Raw genomic sequence first — 18,365 nt, forward strand, 5'->3', positions numbered from 1 at the left:
ACAAAGGAAGTGAACCGGATGCAGCATGTGAGGACAGGCGGGGGAGCGGATGGCGTGGCGGCGCTCGATGTCGCCGCGGTCAGCCATTCCTACGGTCCGAAGCGGGCGCTCAACGACGTTTCCTTCTCGATTGCGCCGGCCACCTTCACCGTCCTGCTCGGTCTCAACGGAGCCGGCAAGACGACTCTGTTTTCGCTGATCACCCATCTTTACGACACGCGCCACGGCTCGATCCGCATCTTCGGTCATGATGTCGGCCGCGCTCCCGGCGAAGCGCTCAGGCGGCTGGGCATCGTATTTCAGGCGCGCACGCTCGACCTCGATCTCACGGTCTATCAAAACCTTTCCTACCATGCCTCCCTGCACGGCTTGGGTTCGGCGGAAGCGAAACGGCGCATCGACGCGCTGCTGACACAGGTCGAGATGGGCGACCGCCTGCGCGACAAAGCGCGCAGCCTGTCGGGCGGACAGATGCGGCGCATCGAGATCGCCCGCGCGCTGCTGCACCGTCCGCCGCTGCTGCTGCTCGACGAAGCGACGGTCGGACTGGATGTCCAGTCGCGGGCGGGCATCCTGGCCAGCATCCGAAGGCTGGTCGAGACGGAAGGCATCAGCGTCTTCTGGGCGACGCATCTGATCGACGAGGTCGACGATGGCGACCACGTTGTGGTCCTGTCGCAAGGCGATCTGGTCGCCAAGGGCGCCGTTGCCGAGGTTGTGCGGACGACCGGCGCGAAGAACATCGGCGAGGCCTTTTCGAAGCTCAGCCGCAAGGCTCCGACCGCAGGCGCGGAGGAATCGTCATGAGTCCCCTGCCCGGAAAAGCCGTCGAGACAGGCGTTGCGCCGCTGCCGGCGCCGGGGTTCGGGCTCGCCGCCTATCTCATCTGCCTGAAAGGCATCCTTGTTCGCGAAGGGCTGCGCTTCCTCAACCAGCGCGAACGCTTCGTCTCCTCGCTGGTGCGGCCGCTGCTGTGGCTTTTCATCTTCGCCGCGGGTTTTCGGCAGGTGCTCGGCGTCTCGATCATTCCGCCGTACAAGACCTACGTGCTGTACGAAGTCTACATCACGCCCGGCCTCTGCGGCATGATCCTCCTGTTTTCCGGCATGCAGTCATCGCTGTCGATGGTCTACGACCGCGAGATGGGAAACATGCGAACGCTCTTAGTCAGCCCCTTCCCACGCTGGTTTCTGCTGGTCTCGAAACTGCTCGCCGGCGTCACCGTGTCGATCGCGCAGGTCTATGTGTTCCTGGGCATTGCCTGGTTCTGGGGGATCAAGGCGCCGCCGATCGGCTATTTGCTCGTGCTCCCGGCGCTGTTCCTGACCGGTGTGATGCTCGGTGCGCTGGGACTGCTGCTTTCCTCGATGATCAAGCAGCTCGAGAATTTCGCCGGCGTCATGAACTTCGTGATCTTCCCGATGTATTTCGCCTCGCCCGCGCTCTACCCGCTGTGGCGAATCCAGGAATCGAGCCCACTGCTCTACAAGATCTGCCTGGCCAACCCCTTCACCTATGTCGTCGAACTGATCCGCTTCGCCTTCTACGGCCAGGTAGAGTGGTTTTCGCTTGCCGTCGTCGCCGGTTGCACGGTGCTGTTCCTCGGCGGAGCGATCATAGCCTACGATCCTTCGAGAGGCCTGATGAACCGCAAGCAGGATACTGGAGGAAACGCCTGATGCGCAAAACGAGCCTTGTCCGCAGCCTGGTCTTGGCCGCCCTGCTCTTGCCGGCGAGCGCGGCGCTGGCAGCAATGAACACCGATCCCGACTGGCCCTGCATCCAGCGCAAGGTGCCGGAACTCTCGCTCGGGCAGATATGGAATGGGCCGGAACTGCCGCAGTCGGCGAAGAACTGGGCGCAGGACCCGGAAATTCCCGCGCTCGTCAAGGAACTGGCTGCGCGGCGGGTACCGATCGGCGAGGCGCAAAGCCAGATCCGCGACTTTGCGACCGGATTGCCGGGGGACCAGAAGAACGCCCGCATGGCCATGCTGTTCCAGGGCCTGTTCGACTATATGAACGCCGAGCGCTTGCAGGTAATTTCCGGCATCGCGCGCTATGCTCGCAACCAACTCGAACTGGCCGCGCGGCTGCGCAAGGAAGCTTCCGAAGTGGACGCCCTGCGCCGCAAGCCTGACGCGGATATCAACGAGATCGCGGTGCGCACCGACCGGCTGACCTGGGAAACGCGCGTCTTTGAGGAACGCGTGCAGTCGCTGACCTATGTCTGCGAAGTGCCGACGCTCATCGAACAGCGGCTCTACGCGCTGGCGAAGACGGTGGCGGAAATTATGGCAGTAGGCAGTGGGCAGTAGGCAGTGGGCAGGGGGCAGTCAGACTGTTTTGCCTGTTGCCTACTGCCTACTCCCTCGCTCTTCCGGATACAGCTTGCCGAACAGCGGCAGGTACATGGCGCCCTTGCGCATCAGGAATTCATGAAAGGCGGCCATGGCCGGTGAGATCGCACGGTCCGTGCGCATGACGGCGAACCATTGCCGGCGGATCGGCATGCCGACCACGTCGAGGATCACGAGGCGGCCGGTTTCCACTTCGGAAGCTACGGTATGGGCCGAGATGAAGGCGATGCCGAGCCCCGCCATCACCGCCTGCTTGATGGTCTCGTTCGAACCCATCTCCACGCCAAGGTCGTCTATGCGGCCGGGCACTTCGCTCAGGAATATCTCCAGCGAGATGCGCGTGCCTGAGCCCGCCTCTCGGATCATGAAATGCTCCTCGGCAATGCGCTCCTTGGAAATGTCCCGCTCCTTGGCCAGCGGGTGCTCGGGCGGGGCGATGATCACCAGCGGGTGGTCGCCGAAGGCCGATGCGCGGACGGGCACGTCCTTGGCCGGACGCCCCATCAGCGCGATATCGACGTCGTGGTTCCTCAGACTGGCGATCGTCTCGGCGCGATTGCCTATGGCGAGCCGCATGTCGATGTCGGGAAATTCCTTCATGAACGCGGCCATCATGCGCGGCGCGAAATATTTCGCTGTGGAGACTACACCGAGCTTCAGGCTGCCGGTGCGCACGCCCTTGATCGCGTCCATCTGGTCTTCGAGTACACGCAGTCGCTCCTCGATCACCTGCGCCGCATCGATAAAAGCCAAGCCTGCGGCAGTGGGACGCATACCGCTCGCCGTCCGGTCGAACAGCGACAGTCCGATCTCTTCCTCAAGCTGCCGCAGCTGGATCGTCACTGCCGGGGCGGAAAGCGCCAAAGCCTTGGCGGCGTTGACAATTTTACCCTGGCTGGCGATCGCCTGAACCGCCTTGAGCTGCTTGAGGGAAAGGTTGCGCATAGCCAATACTAAATTTCTTTTATCACCATCGTAAAGCTATTAAATTTTACTTATCCGCCGATTGTGCGACCTTTGTCATGAGCCGTCACCTGCGAGGAGACGCGGCCGGCTCGGGAGGTCACGATGACAACGGCTACGCTCGGTGCATTTCTGAATTCCTATGTCGGCCAGGGCGACGGCCTTCGCCCCGCCGTAGCGGCGACGATCCATCAACTCGCCGAGGCCGCCATCAAGATCCGCCACGTCATCAATCAGGGCGTCCTCGGCACGGCGTTTGCCGACACGCGCGGCGCGAACGCCGACGGCGACATCCAGAAGGATCTGGACGTCTTCGCCGACGACATCTTTCTCGACGCCATGCGCCACGCGCCTGTCGCGCTCTATGCGTCCGAGGAACTCGAGCAGCCGGTGCTGCTCGACGGGGATGCGCCGCTGGCCGTCGCCATCGACCCGCTCGACGGCTCCTCGAACATCGACACCAACGTGTCGATCGGAACGATTTTTTCGCTCCTCCCTGCAACTGGCGCGCCGGGCGCAAATCCGGCCGCCGTTTTTTTGCAGGCTGGAACGAACCAGCTCGGCGCCGGCTTCTTCATTTACGGGCCGCAGCTTGCTCTGGTTCTGTCGCTCGGCAGCGGCACCCATATTTTCGTGCTCTCGTCCAGGCTCGGCTCCTTTGTCCAGGCCTATGAAAGCCGCATCATCCCGGAGCGCACCCAGGAATTCGCCATCAATGCCGCCAATTACCGGCACTGGGACGAGGCCGTCCGGCTTTATGTCGATGACTGCATGAAAGGCAACGAAGGCCCACGAGAGCGCGATTTCAACATGCGCTGGATCGCGTCGCTGGTCGCCGATTGCTACCGCATCCTGATCCGCGGCGGCGTCTTCCTCTACCCCGGCGACAAGCGCAAGGGATACCATCAGGGCCGGCTGCGGCTGGTCTACGAGGCAAACCCGATCGCCTATCTGGTCGAGCAGGCCGGGGGTGCGGCAACAGACACCGTCACCCGCATCCTCGACCTGGAACCGGGGAGCCTGCACCAGCGCATTCCCGTGGTGTTCGGCTCGTCGCGGGAAGTCCACCGCATCGCCCGCTACCACACCGAACCGTCGAGCATCGGCGAACGCGCGCCGCTATTCGGCAATCGCGGCCTGTTCCGCGCCTGAGGTAAATCCCGATGTCAGCCAAGCACCCCATCATTTCGATCACGGGCTCTTCCGGGGCGGGAACCACCTCGGTGAAGCGCATCTTCGAACTGATCTTCCGCCGCGAGAAAATCGAGGCTGCCTTCATCGAGGGCGACGCATTTCACCGCTACGACCGCGCCGGGATGAAGGAAAAGGTCGCTGAGGAAGAAGCAAGGGGTAATCCTAACTTCACCCATTTCCACGTGGCCGCCAACGAGCTCGAGACGCTGCAGGAGGTTTTCGAGGAATATGGCCGCAGGGGAACCGGCAGGACCCGCACCTATGTCCACGACGAGGAGGAAGAGAAGCTCTACGGCACGCCGCCCGGAGCTTTCACCGAATGGCGCGATTTCGGCCCGAGCGACCTGCTCTTCTACGAAGGCTTGCATGGCTGCGCAGTAACCGAAGCCGTCGACCTGGCGAAGCACGCCGATCTGAAGATAGGCGTCGTGCCTGTCATCAATCTCGAATGGATCCAGAAGATCCATCGCGACCGAGCGACGCGCGGATATTCCACGGAAGCCGTCATGGACGTGATCTTGCGGCGGATGCCGGACTATGTCCGCTACATCGTTCCGCAATTTGCGCTCACCAACATTAATTTCCAGCGGGTGCCGATCGTCGATACGTCCAACCCCTTCATCGCCCGCTGGATTCCGACGCCGGACGAATCAATGCTGGTCATCCGCTTCGCCAACCCGCGCGGCATCGATTTTCCCTACCTGCTGTCGATGATCCACGACAGCTTCATGTCGCGCCCGAATTCCATCGTCGTGCCGGGAAACAAGCTGGATCTCGCCATGCAGCTGATCCTGACCCCGCTCATCCTGCAACTGATCGAACGCAAACGCCGCGTGTCTTGAAGGAGATGATCATGGTCAAGCATCAAACATCCCGCCGCCCGGCCTCGGTTACGCCAGGCCACCTTCTTCTTGCTGAGGTCAGGAGACCTTCGGCGGTCTCGCAGCGCCTCCGACATTCCCTTGATGTGTTGGCGGAGAGATTGGCCGAACTGTTCTCCTTGCCGACAAGCGGATGGTCTGGAGGGTCGGCCGAGGAGGCGCCGATAAGAATCCGGGATGCGTCCGGTCACGGGGCGCCGAAGTGGAGGAATTTCTCATGAGCCAAGCCACCGCAATCAAGGTCGCTCCCGAAACGGCTGTCTCCGAGCGCGACATGGCGAACGCCATCCGCGCGCTGGCGATGGACGGCGTGCAGAAGGCGAATTCCGGTCATCCGGGAATGCCGATGGGCATGGCGGACGTGGCGACAGTGCTGTTCAACCGCTTCATCACGATCGATCCGTCTATGCCCAATTGGCCCGACCGCGACCGGTTCGTGCTTTCGGCCGGTCACGGCTCGATGCTGCAATACGCACTGCACTATCTTCTTGGCTATCCCGACATGCCGATCACCGAGTTGCAGCGCTTCCGCCAGCTCGGCAGCCGCACCGCCGGCCATCCCGAATACGGCCACGCGCTGGGCATCGAGACGACGACCGGCCCGCTCGGCCAGGGTATTTCGACCGCCGTGGGCATGGCGCTGGCAGAGCGCATGCTCGCTGCCCGCCATGGCGCGGAACTCGTCGACCACTACACCTATGTGATCGCAGGAGACGGTTGCCTGCAGGAAGGCATCAGCCACGAGGCGATCGACCTCGCCGGGCATCTGAAGCTCAATCGACTGATCGTCTTCTGGGACGACAATTCCATTTCCATCGACGGCCCCACTCCCCTCTCCACGTCGATGGACCAGCCGGCGCGCTTCGCAGCCGCCGGCTGGCATGTCCAAGCAGTCGACGGCCACGATATGGAAGCCGTCGCTGAGGCGATCGAAGCCGCGCGCCGCTCGGACCGGCCGTCGCTGATCGCCTGCAAGACGCTGATCGGCAAGGGCGCGCCGAATCTCGAAGGTTCGGAAAAGACCCATGGGGCGCCTTTGGGCGAGGCCGAGATCGCGGCGGCGCGGGAAAACATCGGCTGGCCGCATGCACCCTTCGAGGTGCCGAACGAGATACTCTGGTCCTGGCGCGAGATCGCCGAGCGTGGACAGATCGCCCGGATCGAGTGGGAACAGAGGCTGGCCGCGTCGCCGCGGCGCACCGCCTTCGAAAGCGCCATCTCCGGCGCCCTGCCGGACGCTGTCTTCGAGGCGCTCGCGGCCTTGCGCAAGGAACATGTCGAGAAGGCGACCAAGGTGGCGACCCGCAAGGCGTCGGAAATCGCGCTCGGTGCGATCAACGAGGCGACCGACATGACCGTCGGCGGCTCGGCCGACCTCACGCACTCGAACCTCACCATCACCAGGGGCATGAACCGCATCGCGCCGGGCGATTATGCCGGCCGCTACATCCATTACGGCATCCGCGAGCACGGTATGGCTGCGGCCATGAACGGCATCGCGCTGCATGGCGGCTTCGTGCCTTATGGCGGGACATTCCTCTGCTTCGCCGACTATGCGCGTGGCGCGATGCGTCTGTCGGCGCTGATGGGCCAGCGCGTCGTCTATGTGATGACGCATGATTCCATCGGCCTTGGCGAAGACGGCCCGACGCACCAGCCGATCGAGCATCTGGCGATGCTGCGCGCAACGCCCAACCTCAACGTCTTCCGCCCGGCCGACATCGTCGAGACCGCGGAATGCTGGGAACTGGCGCTGAAAAGCGAAGGCCGGCCGAGCGTGCTGGTGCTTTCGCGCCAGAACCTGCCGATGCTCCGATATGCACACACGGTGGAGAATCGGTCGAGCCGCGGCGCATACCTCCTGCGCGGGCCGGCTGGACGCCGCGTCGTGACGCTGATCGCCACCGGCTCGGAGGTCGAAATCGCGGTTTCGGCTGCGGAGAGGCTTTATGACCAGCACGGCATCGCCGCAGCGGTCGTCTCGATGCCTTCCTGGGAACTATTCGAGCAGCAGGACCTGGAATACCGCCGCGCAGTGCTCGGCTCGGCCCCGCGCGTGGCGATCGAGGCCGCCGCCCGGCTCGGATGGGACCGCTGGATCGGCGAGGACGGCGTGTTCATCGGCATGACCGGTTTCGGCGCCAGCGCACCCGCCGCCGATCTCTACAGGCATTTCGCAATCACGCCCGAAGCAGTCGCCGAAGCGGCTCGCAAGCTTGTCATCTGAGGAGACCCGCCAATGGCCCGTATCACCCTTCGCCAGCTTCTCGACCACGCCGCCGAACATGGCTACGGCGTGCCGGCGTTCAACATCAACAATATGGAACAGGGTCTCGCCATCATGGAAGCGGCCAAGGCCTGCGACGCGCCGGTGATCATTCAGGCGTCGCGCGGCGCGCGCAGCTACGCCAACGACATCATGCTGGCCAAGATGATCGACGCGCTGGCCGAAATCCATCCGCAGATCCCGGTCTGCATGCATCAGGACCACGGCAACGACGAAGCGACCTGTTTGACGGCCATCCGCCACGGCTTCACGTCGGTGATGATGGACGGCTCGCTCGAGGCCGACGCCAAGACTCCGGCGAGCTACGAATACAATGTCGCCATCACCGAGCGCGTGGCGCGCATGGCGCATTGGGTCGGCGCTTCAGTCGAAGGCGAGCTCGGCGTGCTCGGCTCGCTGGAGAGCGGCCAGGGCGAGGCAGAGGACGGTCATGGGGCGGAAGGCGCGCTGTCGCACGACCAACTGCTGACCGATCCCGACCAGGCTGTGGATTTCGTCATGCGCACCAAGGTCGATGCGCTGGCGATCGCCTGCGGGACGTCACATGGCGCATACAAGTTTACCAGGCAGCCGGATGGCGACATTCTGGCGATGCACGTCATCGAGGAAATTCATAACAAGCTGCCGAACACGCACCTCGTCATGCACGGTTCCTCTTCAGTGCCGCAGGAACTGCAGGACGTGATCAACAAATTCGGCGGCCGCATGCCGCAGACCTATGGCGTGCCCGTGGAAGAAATCGAGCGCGGCATCCGCCACGGCGTGCGCAAGGTCAATATCGATACCGACTGCCGCATGGCGATGGCCGGCCAGTTCCGCCGCATCGCGATGGAAAACCCGGGCGAGTTCGACCCGCGCAAATTCCTGAAACCGGCGATGGACGCCATGCGCGACCTCTGCCGCGACCGGCTCGAACGTTTCGGCGCGGCCGGCAACGCCTCCAAGATCAAGGTCATCGCGATGGACGAGATGGCCAAACGCTACACCGCGGGAAAGCTCGACCCGCAGATCGCAACCGCCAAGGCCGCCTGAGCGGTCCAAAACCAGAAGAAAGGACCAGAGCCATGGACAGCAAGTCCCAGACCGTCACCGGCGCCGAGCGCTACAGATCAGGCGTCATGGAATACAAGAAGATGGGCTATTGGGAGCCCGACTACGAGCCGAAGGATACCGATATTATCTCGGTGTTCCGGATCACGCCGCAGGACGGTGTCGATCCGATCGAGGCCGCGGCGGCGGTCGCCGGCGAATCCTCCACCGCGACCTGGACGGTGGTCTGGACCGACCGCCTGACCGCGACGGAAAAGTACCGCGCCAAGGCATACCGGGTTGACCCGGTGCCGAATGCGCCTGGCCAGTACTTCGCCTACATCGCCTATGACCTCGATTTGTTCGAGCCGGGCTCGATCGCCAACCTGACGGCCTCGATCATCGGCAACGTGTTCGGCTTCAAGCCGCTGAAGGCGCTGAGGCTCGAGGACATGAGGCTCCCCGTCGCTTATGTGAAGACGTTCCAGGGACCGGCGACCGGTATCGTGGTCGAACGCGAGCGGCTCGACAAGTTCGGCCGGCCGCTGCTCGGCGCGACCGTCAAGCCGAAGCTCGGCCTGTCGGGCCGCAATTACGGCCGCGTCGTCTATGAGGCGCTGAAGGGCGGGCTCGACTTCACCAAGGACGACGAGAACATCAACTCGCAGCCCTTCATGCATTGGCGCGAGCGCTTCCTCTACTGCATGGAGGCGGTCAACAAGGCGCAGGCCGAGACGGGCGAGATCAAGGGGACCTACCTCAACGTCACGGCCGCGACGATGGAGGACATGTACGAGCGAGCCGAATTCGCCAAGGAACTCGGCTCCAACATCGTCATGATCGACCTGGTCATCGGCTACACGGCGATCCAGTCGATGGCGAAGTGGGCGCGCCGGAACGACATGATCCTGCATCTCCACCGCGCCGGACATTCGACCTATACGCGCCAGAAGAGCCACGGCGTCTCGTTCCGGGTTATCGCCAAGTGGATGCGGCTCGCGGGCGTCGACCACATCCATGCCGGCACCGTGGTCGGCAAACTGGAGGGCGACCCAGCGACGACGAAGGGCTACTACGACATCTGCCGCGAGGATTTTAATCCGATGCGGCTGGAAAACGGCGTGTTCTTCGATCAGCACTGGGCCTCGCTCAACAAGCTGATGCCGGTCGCTTCCGGCGGCATCCATGCCGGGCAGATGCACCAGCTTCTCGACCTGCTCGGCGAGGATGTCGTGCTGCAGTTCGGCGGCGGCACCATCGGCCATCCGATGGGGATCGCGGCGGGCGCCACTGCCAATCGCGTCGCGCTCGAATGCATGATCCTTGCCCGCAACGAGGGCCGTGACATCGTCCGAGACGGACCCGAAATCCTGCAGAACGCGGCGAAGTCCTGCCTGCCGCTAAAGCAGGCGCTCGAAATCTGGAAGGACGTGACCTTCAACTACGCTTCGACCGATTCGCCGGATTTCGTGCCGGTAGCGACCGCTGCGGAGTAGCCATGACAATCGTCTTGCTGGCCCTCGCGACTACCCTCTCCGTTACCGTGTTTCTGCTGGTGTCGGAGGGAAACGCGACCAATCGGCCTCTCACTCTTGGCCGGCGTCGCGGCAGGTCTCCTTCTCCCCGTCTTTACGGGAAGAAGGGACCGGCAGGCCGATGAGGGCGGCACTAAACCTGGAAAGACAATGGAGAACCGACATGCGTATCACCCAGGGGACCTTTTCCTTCCTCCCCGACCTCACCGACGACCAGATCAGAGCGCAGGTGCAGTACTGCATCGACAACAAATGGGCGGTCAGCCTGGAATTCACTGACGACCCGCATCCGCGCAACACTTACTGGGACATGTGGGGCCACCCGATGTTCGACAATCCGGATGCCGCGGCGCTGATGATGGAGCTGAAGGAGTGCCGCAAGGTCTATAGCGACCGCTACATCCGTGTCGTCGCCTTCGATTCCACCCATGGCTGGGAATCGGTGAAGCTCTCCTTCATCGTCAACCGCCCGGCCGAGGAACCCGGCTACCGGCTGGAGCGGCAGGAGGGCGCGGGCCGCATGGTTCGCTATACCACCAAGCCTTATGCGGCCGACAAGCCGGCAGGAAGCAGGTACGCTTGAACCGGCAAATAGAAACCCCTCTCCGCCTCGGCGGAGAGGGACCCCGCACGAAGCAATGAGAACATGAAGATGCCCGCGACTGCCGAAGCCACACCGGAAACTCCGCCGCCGGAAATTCCCACCGCCATCGATCTGCGCGAGGAGTTCGAATCCTCAGGCGTCAAAGATGTGCTGGAAGAGCTCGACCGCGACCTGATCGGGCTCGCGCCGGTCAAGAAGCGCATCCGCGAGACGGCGGCTCTCCTGCTGGTCGAGCGCGCCCGCCGGCGGATGGGCCTCGCCCACGAGACCCCTACCCTGCACATGAGTTTCACGGGCAATCCCGGCACAGGCAAGACCACGGTCGCCCTTCGGATGGCCGACTTGCTGCACCGGCTGGGCTATATCCGCAAGGGCCACTTGGTTTCGGTCACCCGCGATGATCTGGTCGGCCAGTATATCGGCCACACCGCGCCGAAGACCAAGGAGATACTGAAGAAGGCGATGGGCGGCGTGCTGTTCATCGATGAAGCCTACTATCTCTACCGGCCCGAAAACGAGCGCGACTACGGCCAGGAGGCGATCGAGATCCTGCTGCAGGTGATGGAAAACCAGCGCGACGACCTGGTAGTCATCCTGGCGGGTTATGCGCAGCGCATGGACCGGTTCTTCGAGAGCAATCCGGGCTTCCGTTCGCGCATTGCGCATCACATCGACTTCCCGGATTATACCGACGAGGAGTTGTTCAGGATCGCGGAGACTATGCTCGGCACCCAGAACTACCACCTGGATAGGCCGGCGGGCGAGGCCCTGACCGCCTATATAGCGAAGCGCCGCGCCCAGCCGCATTTCGCCAATGCCCGCTCGATCCGTAATGCACTCGACCGGGCCCGGCTCAGGCAAGCGAACCGCCTATTCGAGAGCGCCAGCGGGCCGCTGGACGCCGCGGCATTGTCGACGATCTCGGCAGAGGATATTACCGCGAGCCGGGTGTTCTCGATGAAGCCGCGCGACAAGGATGGAGACTGAAAAATGACGAAGAAGACCATTATCGCCCCCTCTATCCTGTCCTCGGATTTTTCCCGGCTCGGAGACGAGGTCGAGGCAGTCGCGGCGGCAGGAGCCGATTGGATCCATCTCGATGTGATGGACGGGCATTTCGTGCCGAACATCACCTTCGGTCCGCCGGTCATCAAGGCAATCCGCAACCGCACCAATAAGGTATTCGACTGCCATCTGATGATCGCGCCGGCAGATCCTTATCTGGCCGCCTTCGCCGAGGCCGGCTGCGACATCATCACCGTGCATGCCGAGGCCGGGCCGCATCTCGACCGCTCGCTGCAGACGATCAAGAATCTGGGCAAGAAGGCCGGCGTCTCTCTCAACCCGTCGACGCCGGAAAGCGTCATCGAATATGTGCTCGATAGGCTCGACCTCGTGCTCCTGATGACTGTCAATCCGGGTTTCGGCGGCCAGGCCTTCATCCCGGCGGTCGTGGAGAAGGTGAAGCGCGTAAAGGCGATGATCGGGCAGCGTCCGATCGACATCGAAATCGACGGCGGCGTTACCCCGGAGACCGCGCCGCTGGTTACTGCGGCGGGCGCGAACGTCCTTGTTGCAGGCTCCGCGGTGTTCAAGGGCGGAACCGAAGCTTCCTATCGCGCCAACATCGAATCGATCAGAGACGCCGCCGACGGCGCGACCAGGAAGGCGGCGTAAAAACGTTTCGTCAGGAGGCGACAATGGCGGCAATCCCACCGGTCTGCGATTTCGGCTGGCCCGCAGTCGATGCCACGCTCCCCGGCGTCGACGGAAAAATGCACTCGATCTTCGATCAGGCCGGTCCCAACGGGCTGGTCGTGGCGTTCATCTGCAATCACTGCCCCTATGTGAAAGCGGTCATCGGGCGCATCGTCAGGGACGCCGAGGACCTTAAGGCCGAGGGGATCGGATACGTCGCAATCAGTTCCAACGATTCGGAAGCCTACCCGGACGATTCCTTTGGCAATATGAAGCTGTTCGCCGCCGCACACGGCTTCAGCTTTCCTTATCTCCACGACGAGGATCAGGCAGTAGCGCGCGCCTATGGCGCCGCATGCACGCCGGATTTCTTTGGCTTCAACAGCGAATTCACGCTGCAATATCGCGGCCGCCTCGACGCCTCGCGCAAGGAGACCGGCGCACCCGATCTCCGCCGCGATCTTTTCGAAGGGATGAAACAGGTCGCCCGGACCGGCAACGGACCAAAGGACCAGATCGCCTCCGTCGGGTGCTCGATCAAATGGAAGGAATCCGCATGAGCGGCAGCGGTGATGCGTCGTTTCGATTGCCCAAGGCTATCCTGTTCGATCTCGACGGAACGCTGATCGACTCCGCGCCGGACATAACCTGCGCCGTCAACGAATTGCTGGAGGGCAGAGATCTTCCGCCGCTGACGCTTCCGCAGGTCCAGTCGATGATCGGAAACGGCGTGGAAAAGCTGGTGGAGCGGGCCTTTGCCGCCTCAGGCCGGCCGCTGTCGAAAGCCGGGCTTGAGGAAGCCAATCGCGATATGACGCCGATCTATCGCCGCCATATCACCCGCTGGACGCGCCCGATGCCCGGCGCGGTCGAAACGCTGGCGCAATTGCACGTAGCAGGCATCCGGCTCGGCGTCGCAACCAACAAGCCGCAAGCCGCCACGCGAGAAATCCTGCTGCATTTCGGGATGCTCGAACGTCTTGGAGCGATTGTCGGCGGAGACGCAGTCACGCGCAAGAAGCCGGCCCCAGAAGCCCTACTGCTGGCCTTGGAGCGCCTGGAGACCGTGCCGCAGGACGCCTTGATGGTAGGCGACAGCATTACCGACGTAGAGGCAGCACGGGCAGCGGGCGTGCCCGTCATCCTTATCCGCGGCGGCTATTCGCAAGTTCCGGTCGACGAACTCGGAGCGGATCTGGTCTGCGCCAGCCTGCTCGACCTGCCGGCAGCGCTGAACGGATTGCGCAGCGCCGCCTGAGGTCCAATCCTGACCAACGCCCGGCTGGGCACCGTAATCGGCGCCTGGCCCGGCGCTGCGGTTCGCGTCAGGGGAATTGCTTGAGATAGGCGATGACGTCGGCGAGATCCTCGTCCTTCTTGAGGCCGGCGAACGCCATCTTCGTGCCCTTGACCATTGTCTTCGGGGCCTTGAGGTATTCGGTCAATGTCGCGTCGTCCCAGACAAGACCGCCCTTGCCGGCCTCGACCATGGCCGGAGAAAATTTGTAGCCTTCAAGTGTGCCGGCGGTCCGGCCGATCACGCCCTTCAGCGTTGGCCCGATCTTGTTTTGATCGGTGTCGGCGACATGGCAGGCCTTGCATTTGGCGAACACTTTTTCGCCGGCGGCGGCATCCTGAGCCAGCGATTGGCCCGTGGACAGGGTCGCGATCGAGATAGCGGTTAAAAACGCGGCAACGCGCATTGGCATTTCCTCATTGCTCGTCAAGGTGCCCTGGACGATGGCATGCCGGAAACCTCACGGCGGCGGCACGCGCGCCGACGAAGCTAGACGGAGGGTTGAGGAAATCAACCCGATATATTGCCACAGCCGATCTAAGGGGCTGTCCATTCGCATTTGTTGACGGCTCCGGGGCGAGCGCGTAGCCTCCCGCAATTCCGGCTTCCCATCGGGCACCTTGAGGAAATCCGGCTTAACGGGGGTTTGTCCAGAACGATGTCCGGCCGAAACGGCCGAGGCGGGCAAACCCAGGACGGCAAAGGTGCTGAAATGGAAATGGTCGACCTCATATTGACGGTTTGCCTGACCGCCAATCCAACCGAATGCCGGGAGGAACATCTCTATTTCGAGAGCCGCGGCTCTCTCCTCCAGTGCATGCTCCTCGCGCCTGCCGAGATCGCGAAATGGTCGTCGGAGCACCCGACCCTGAAGGTGGTGCGCTGGCGATGCGCTTTTCCCGACAAGGAGCGGTCAATCTGATGGCACCTGCGTTTGTCGGCCTGGTCCCGTTCGAGTGCGATCGTTGGGAGGAGACGCCATGGTGATTTCGAGACGCGGCGCCCTCCGCCTTGCGGCGCTCGGAATGGCCGCGATGCTTAGCGCGACCGGCGCGGCTCGCGCCGAGGCCAAGGTCCGCGTAGGCGTGTTGAAATTCGGCACCGTAAGCTGGGAACTCGACACGCTGAAGCATCACAAATTCGACGCAGCCAACGGGATCGATCTCGAAATCTTGTATTTCGCCGGCGAGGACGCCACCAATGTCGCCATGCTGGCCGGCGAGATCGATATCATCGTCTCCGACTGGCTTTGGGTGTCGCGGCAGCGCTCCGAAGGCGTGGACCTGACGCTGGCCCCCTACTCCACCGCGGTCGGCGCGATCATGGTCAGGCAGGAATCGCCGGTTCGGACGATCGTCGACCTGAAGCAGAAGAAGATCGGCGTTGCTGGAGGTCCGCTCGACAAGAGCTGGCTGCTCATCCAGGCGCTCGCCAGCCGCGATTATGGCCTGGACCTGGCTGACAACAACAACATCGTCTTCGGCGCGCCGCCGCTCCTTTCAGAAAAGGCAATGCAGGGCGAACTCGATGCGGTGCTGAATTTCTGGCATTTTTGCGCCCGGCTCGAAGCCAACGGCTTTCGCCGTCTGGTTGGGGCCGACGATGCTGCCAAGGCGCTCGGAGCTTCAGGTGCGGTGTCGGCGCTTGGTTACGTCTTCCACGAGAAATGGGCGGATGAAAACCCGGACGCCGCCCGAGGCTTCATCAAGGCTTCGGCGGAGGCCAAGGACTTGCTGGCCAGATCGGACGCCGAATGGCTGCGCCTTGCTCCGCTCGTGCGCGCCGAGGGGGCGGAACTGGAAAAGCTGCGTGACCGCTACCGCGAGGGCATTCCCACACGCCCGGTGGCCGAGGAAGAGGCCGACGCCGCCAGGCTCTACCAGGTGCTCGCCGAGATCGGCGGCGAGAAACTGGTCGGCCCCTCACCGGAAATGGCGCCCGGCACATTCTGGCGGGGGCTGTCGAGATGACGGCGCCGGGCAACGACGACGGCGGAATTACCACGGCGGGCGCATCGCTGCCCGCCCGTTCAGGCCGGCGCGCAATCGCCGTGCCGGCATTCACCGTGGCTGCGTCGCTGCTCGGTCTGCTTCTCCTGTGGAGCTTTGCGGCGGAGGCTTGGCCGAGTCGCGCTTTTCCGCCCCCGGACCAGGTCTGGCGCGTGCTTTTAAACGACACTGCGACCGGCGAACTGCCTTACCACCTCGGTGTAACGCTCGGCCGGGTCGCGGCAGCGTTCGTCGTTGCGATGGTGGTCGGCTCGGTCATCGGCGTCCTGCTGGGCATCCATCGCCGAGCGGACCAGTTCTTCAATCCCTGGGTCGTCCTGTTCCTCAACATTCCCGCCTTGGTCATCATCGTGCTCGCCTATATCTGGTTCGGCCTCAACGAGGCGGCGGCGATCGGCGCGGTGGCGGTGAACAAGATCCCGAACGTCGTCGTGACCGTGCGCGAAGGCGCAAGGGCGCTCGACCCGCGCTACGCAGAGATGGCCGCGGTCTATCGTTTCGGCCCATTGGAGCGGCTGCGCCACATCCTGCTGCCGCAGCTTCAGCCTTATCTCGCTGCGGCTTCGCGCTCCGGCATCGCCCTGATCTGGAAAATCGTGCTGGTGGTCGAACTGCTCGGCCGCTCGAACGGCGTGGGCTTCCAGATCTATCTCCACTTCCAGCTCTTCGATGTCGCCACCATCCTCGCCTATACGCTGGCGTTCGTGGCCGTCATGCTCATCATCGAACTCCTACTGGTGCAGCCCGTTGAACGACATGCAACCCGTTGGCGTCGCCGCCCCGCTTAGGGTCGACATCGCCGAAAAGACCTTCAGGTCCGCGGAGGGCGTCCCGGTGACGGCGCTGCAAGACCTTTCCTTCGAGGTCAGGCAAGGCGAATTCGCCTGCCTGCTCGGGCCGTCAGGCTGCGGAAAGACCACTACGCTGCGCATCCTGCTCGGCCTTGACCGGGATTTTTCCGGCTCCCTCCAGTTGCCGCAGGGCGGCTCGAATCGCATCGCCGCCGTTTTCCAGGAGCCTACCCTGCTGCCGTGGCGGACGGTCGAGCAGAACGTCCGCCTTGCCCTTCCTAAAAACTTGAGAACCGCCGATCTCGACCGGCTGTTCGACAGTCTCGGCCTCAAGGGCATGCGCTCGCTGTTCCCGTCGGAACTGTCGCTCGGCCTGGCGCGCAGGGCGGCGCTCGCCAGGGCGTTCGCAACCGAGCCGGCCGTTCTGTTCCTGGACGAGCCATTCGTTTCGCTCGACGAGCCAACCGCGGAGCGTCTCCGGCATCTGCTGCTGAGCGTCTGGTCGGCGCGGCCGACGACCGCACTGATGGTGACGCATAATTTGCGCGAGGCGCTCATGCTGTCGGACCGAATCATAGTCCTGTCGCCGCGGCCGGCGCATGCGATCGGCTATTTCGATGTCCGGCTGCCGCGGCACAATCGCAGTCCGCAGGTGATGAGCGATCTGCTGCGCTCATTCCATCAGAAATTCCCCGGCGCGGTGTGAGGCGAGCGAATCATGCGGACTGATCTCTTCCGTCGGAGGCTTGTCACCGGGTTCGCCTGTATCGGCGCCGGCGCCGCGATGCCGTGTTGCTTTCCGCATCGAGCTCTGGCCGCTACCCGGCAGGACTTCGTGTTGAGCGAGATCGCCGACGGCGTTTTCGCCTTCCGGGGCAAGAACGAGTTGATGACCCCGAGCAATGAAGGCGCGGTCTGCAATCTCGGGCTGGTGGTCGGCGACGAGGCGGCGGCGGTGGTCGACAGCGGCGGCAGTCTCGTCGAGGCACGGGCTTTCATCGCCGCGATCAGGCAGGTGACCCCAAAACCGGTCCGCTTCCTGATCAACACCCACATGCATCCCGACCACATTTTCGGTAATGCGGCGTTCCGCGACATCGGGGCGACGGTGGTCGGCCACAAGAATCTGCCTCGCGCGCTCGAAGCGCGCGGCGTATTCTATCTGCGGAACTACCGCAACCAGCTCGGCGATGCGCTGATGGAGGGCATCGAGATCGTGCCGCCGGCGCAACTGGTCGCCGATCGCTCCGAACTCGACCTCGGCAACCGCGTACTTGACGTTCGGGCGTGGAAAGCAGCCCACACCGACAACGATGTCACCGTCTTCGACGCCCGCACGCGCACGCTGTTTGCCGGCGACCTCGTCTTCATGGAGCATCTGCCAACGCTGGATGGCTCGCTGCTTGGCTGGATGCGCCAGATGGATGCCATCGCTGCGATCGACGCCCGGCGCGTCGTGCCGGGTCACGGCCCCGCAGCGGCCGACTGGCCGGAGGCGCTGGAGGCGCAGCGCCGCTATTTCGAGGTTCTTGCCGGCGATATCCGCCAGGCCATCGCCGAAGGCCGGCCACTCGCCGAGACGGTCAAGACCGCCGGCCGAAGCGAAGCGTCCAACTGGACGCTGTTCGACGAATACAACGAGCGCAACGCGACCGCCGCCTACGCCGAACTCGAATGGGAATAGCTGTCGGGTCGGGGCAGTTTGCCAAGGCTTCGGC

Annotated in this window: 20 protein-coding genes; 18 read left to right on the plus strand and 2 right to left on the minus strand. The window is 63.5% G+C overall.

What is annotated here, in order from left to right; genetic code table 11:
- Positions 1-18: 18 nt before the first annotated feature.
- From ABVK50_RS12930 to ABVK50_RS12940, 3 genes are read left to right on the plus strand one after another with little or no spacing between them, the layout of a single operon-like run.
- Entirely contained in the window at positions 19-807 is a 789-nt protein-coding gene (locus ABVK50_RS12930; RefSeq protein ID WP_353641182.1) for an ATP-binding cassette domain-containing protein, read from the plus strand.
- A complete protein-coding gene (locus ABVK50_RS12935) occupies positions 804-1,679 on the plus strand; it encodes an ABC transporter permease (protein WP_353641181.1) in 876 nt (291 codons plus the stop codon). Before ABVK50_RS12930 ends, ABVK50_RS12935 begins: the two co-directional genes overlap by 4 nt.
- Positions 1,679-2,317 carry a hypothetical protein gene (locus tag ABVK50_RS12940; RefSeq protein WP_353641180.1) on the plus strand — a complete coding sequence of 213 codons (639 nt, stop codon included), beginning with the start codon at positions 1,679-1,681 and terminating at the stop codon, positions 2,315-2,317. The genes ABVK50_RS12935 and ABVK50_RS12940 overlap by 1 nt, the downstream gene beginning before the upstream one ends.
- A gap of 39 nt (positions 2,318-2,356) precedes the next feature.
- Here ABVK50_RS12940 and ABVK50_RS12945 read toward each other — a convergent pair whose 3' ends face one another.
- Complete coding sequence (locus ABVK50_RS12945) at positions 2,357-3,304, minus strand: LysR substrate-binding domain-containing protein (protein ID WP_353645944.1); 948 nt, start codon at positions 3,302-3,304, stop codon at positions 2,357-2,359.
- Between the two features lie 123 nt (positions 3,305-3,427).
- Between ABVK50_RS12945 and ABVK50_RS12950 the strand changes: the two genes are divergently transcribed.
- The 10 genes from ABVK50_RS12950 (at position 3,428) to gph (ending at position 13,808) form a co-directional block, all read left to right on the plus strand.
- Positions 3,428-4,474, plus strand: a complete 1,047-nt coding sequence (locus ABVK50_RS12950) for a class 1 fructose-bisphosphatase (protein ID WP_353641179.1) — start codon at positions 3,428-3,430, stop codon at positions 4,472-4,474.
- 11 nt (positions 4,475-4,485) lie between these two features.
- Positions 4,486-5,358, plus strand: coding sequence for a phosphoribulokinase (locus ABVK50_RS12955; RefSeq protein ID WP_353641178.1), 873 nt, complete (start codon positions 4,486-4,488; stop codon positions 5,356-5,358).
- Between the two features lie 256 nt (positions 5,359-5,614).
- Positions 5,615-7,624 (plus strand): transketolase, encoded by a 2,010-nt coding sequence (gene tkt, locus ABVK50_RS12960; RefSeq protein WP_353641177.1) that lies wholly within the window; start codon positions 5,615-5,617, stop codon positions 7,622-7,624.
- 12 nt (positions 7,625-7,636) lie between these two features.
- Positions 7,637-8,716, plus strand: a complete 1,080-nt coding sequence (gene fba / locus ABVK50_RS12965; RefSeq protein ID WP_353641176.1) for a class II fructose-bisphosphate aldolase — start codon at positions 7,637-7,639, stop codon at positions 8,714-8,716.
- A gap of 32 nt (positions 8,717-8,748) precedes the next feature.
- A complete protein-coding gene (locus tag ABVK50_RS12970) occupies positions 8,749-10,209 on the plus strand; it encodes a form I ribulose bisphosphate carboxylase large subunit (protein WP_353641175.1) in 1,461 nt (486 codons plus the stop codon).
- Between the two features lie 202 nt (positions 10,210-10,411).
- Positions 10,412-10,831, plus strand: coding sequence for a ribulose bisphosphate carboxylase small subunit (locus tag ABVK50_RS12975; RefSeq protein ID WP_353641174.1), 420 nt, complete (start codon positions 10,412-10,414; stop codon positions 10,829-10,831).
- 69 nt (positions 10,832-10,900) lie between these two features.
- Positions 10,901-11,839: a CbbX protein gene (gene cbbX / locus ABVK50_RS12980; protein ID WP_353641173.1), complete on the plus strand. Its 939-nt coding sequence runs from the start codon at positions 10,901-10,903 to the stop codon at positions 11,837-11,839.
- Between the two features lie 3 nt (positions 11,840-11,842).
- The gene (rpe, locus tag ABVK50_RS12985) at positions 11,843-12,529 is read left to right on the plus strand and encodes a ribulose-phosphate 3-epimerase (RefSeq protein WP_353641172.1); all 687 of its coding nucleotides are present in this window, start codon (positions 11,843-11,845) and stop codon (positions 12,527-12,529) included.
- Between the two features lie 23 nt (positions 12,530-12,552).
- Positions 12,553-13,110, plus strand: a complete 558-nt coding sequence (locus tag ABVK50_RS12990; RefSeq protein WP_353641171.1) for a thioredoxin family protein — start codon at positions 12,553-12,555, stop codon at positions 13,108-13,110.
- Complete coding sequence (gene gph / locus ABVK50_RS12995; RefSeq protein ID WP_353641170.1) at positions 13,107-13,808, plus strand: phosphoglycolate phosphatase; 702 nt, start codon at positions 13,107-13,109, stop codon at positions 13,806-13,808. Before ABVK50_RS12990 ends, gph begins: the two co-directional genes overlap by 4 nt.
- Before the next feature lie 67 nt (positions 13,809-13,875).
- Here gph and ABVK50_RS13000 read toward each other — a convergent pair whose 3' ends face one another.
- Entirely contained in the window at positions 13,876-14,253 is a 378-nt protein-coding gene (locus tag ABVK50_RS13000) for a cytochrome c family protein (protein WP_353641169.1), read from the minus strand.
- Between the two features lie 306 nt (positions 14,254-14,559).
- On the opposite strand from ABVK50_RS13000, the gene ABVK50_RS13005 reads away from it, so the two are divergent.
- From ABVK50_RS13005 to ABVK50_RS13025, 5 genes are all read left to right on the plus strand, one after another.
- Positions 14,560-14,769 carry a hypothetical protein gene (locus ABVK50_RS13005; RefSeq protein ID WP_353641168.1) on the plus strand — a complete coding sequence of 70 codons (210 nt, stop codon included), beginning with the start codon at positions 14,560-14,562 and terminating at the stop codon, positions 14,767-14,769.
- A gap of 58 nt (positions 14,770-14,827) precedes the next feature.
- Positions 14,828-15,817, plus strand: coding sequence for an ABC transporter substrate-binding protein (locus tag ABVK50_RS13010; RefSeq protein WP_353641167.1), 990 nt, complete (start codon positions 14,828-14,830; stop codon positions 15,815-15,817).
- Positions 15,814-16,644: an ABC transporter permease gene (locus tag ABVK50_RS13015; RefSeq protein WP_353641166.1), complete on the plus strand. Its 831-nt coding sequence runs from the start codon at positions 15,814-15,816 to the stop codon at positions 16,642-16,644. Before ABVK50_RS13010 ends, ABVK50_RS13015 begins: the two co-directional genes overlap by 4 nt.
- Positions 16,613-17,353, plus strand: coding sequence for an ATP-binding cassette domain-containing protein (locus tag ABVK50_RS13020; protein WP_353645943.1), 741 nt, complete (start codon positions 16,613-16,615; stop codon positions 17,351-17,353). The genes ABVK50_RS13015 and ABVK50_RS13020 overlap by 32 nt, the downstream gene beginning before the upstream one ends.
- A gap of 129 nt (positions 17,354-17,482) precedes the next feature.
- The gene (locus ABVK50_RS13025) at positions 17,483-18,331 is read left to right on the plus strand and encodes a quinoprotein relay system zinc metallohydrolase 2 (RefSeq protein WP_353645942.1); all 849 of its coding nucleotides are present in this window, start codon (positions 17,483-17,485) and stop codon (positions 18,329-18,331) included.
- Positions 18,332-18,365 lie beyond the last annotated feature (34 nt).

It is taken from the genome of Mesorhizobium sp. WSM2240 (assembly GCF_040438645.1).
Lineage (GTDB): Bacteria > Pseudomonadota > Alphaproteobacteria > Rhizobiales > Rhizobiaceae > Allomesorhizobium.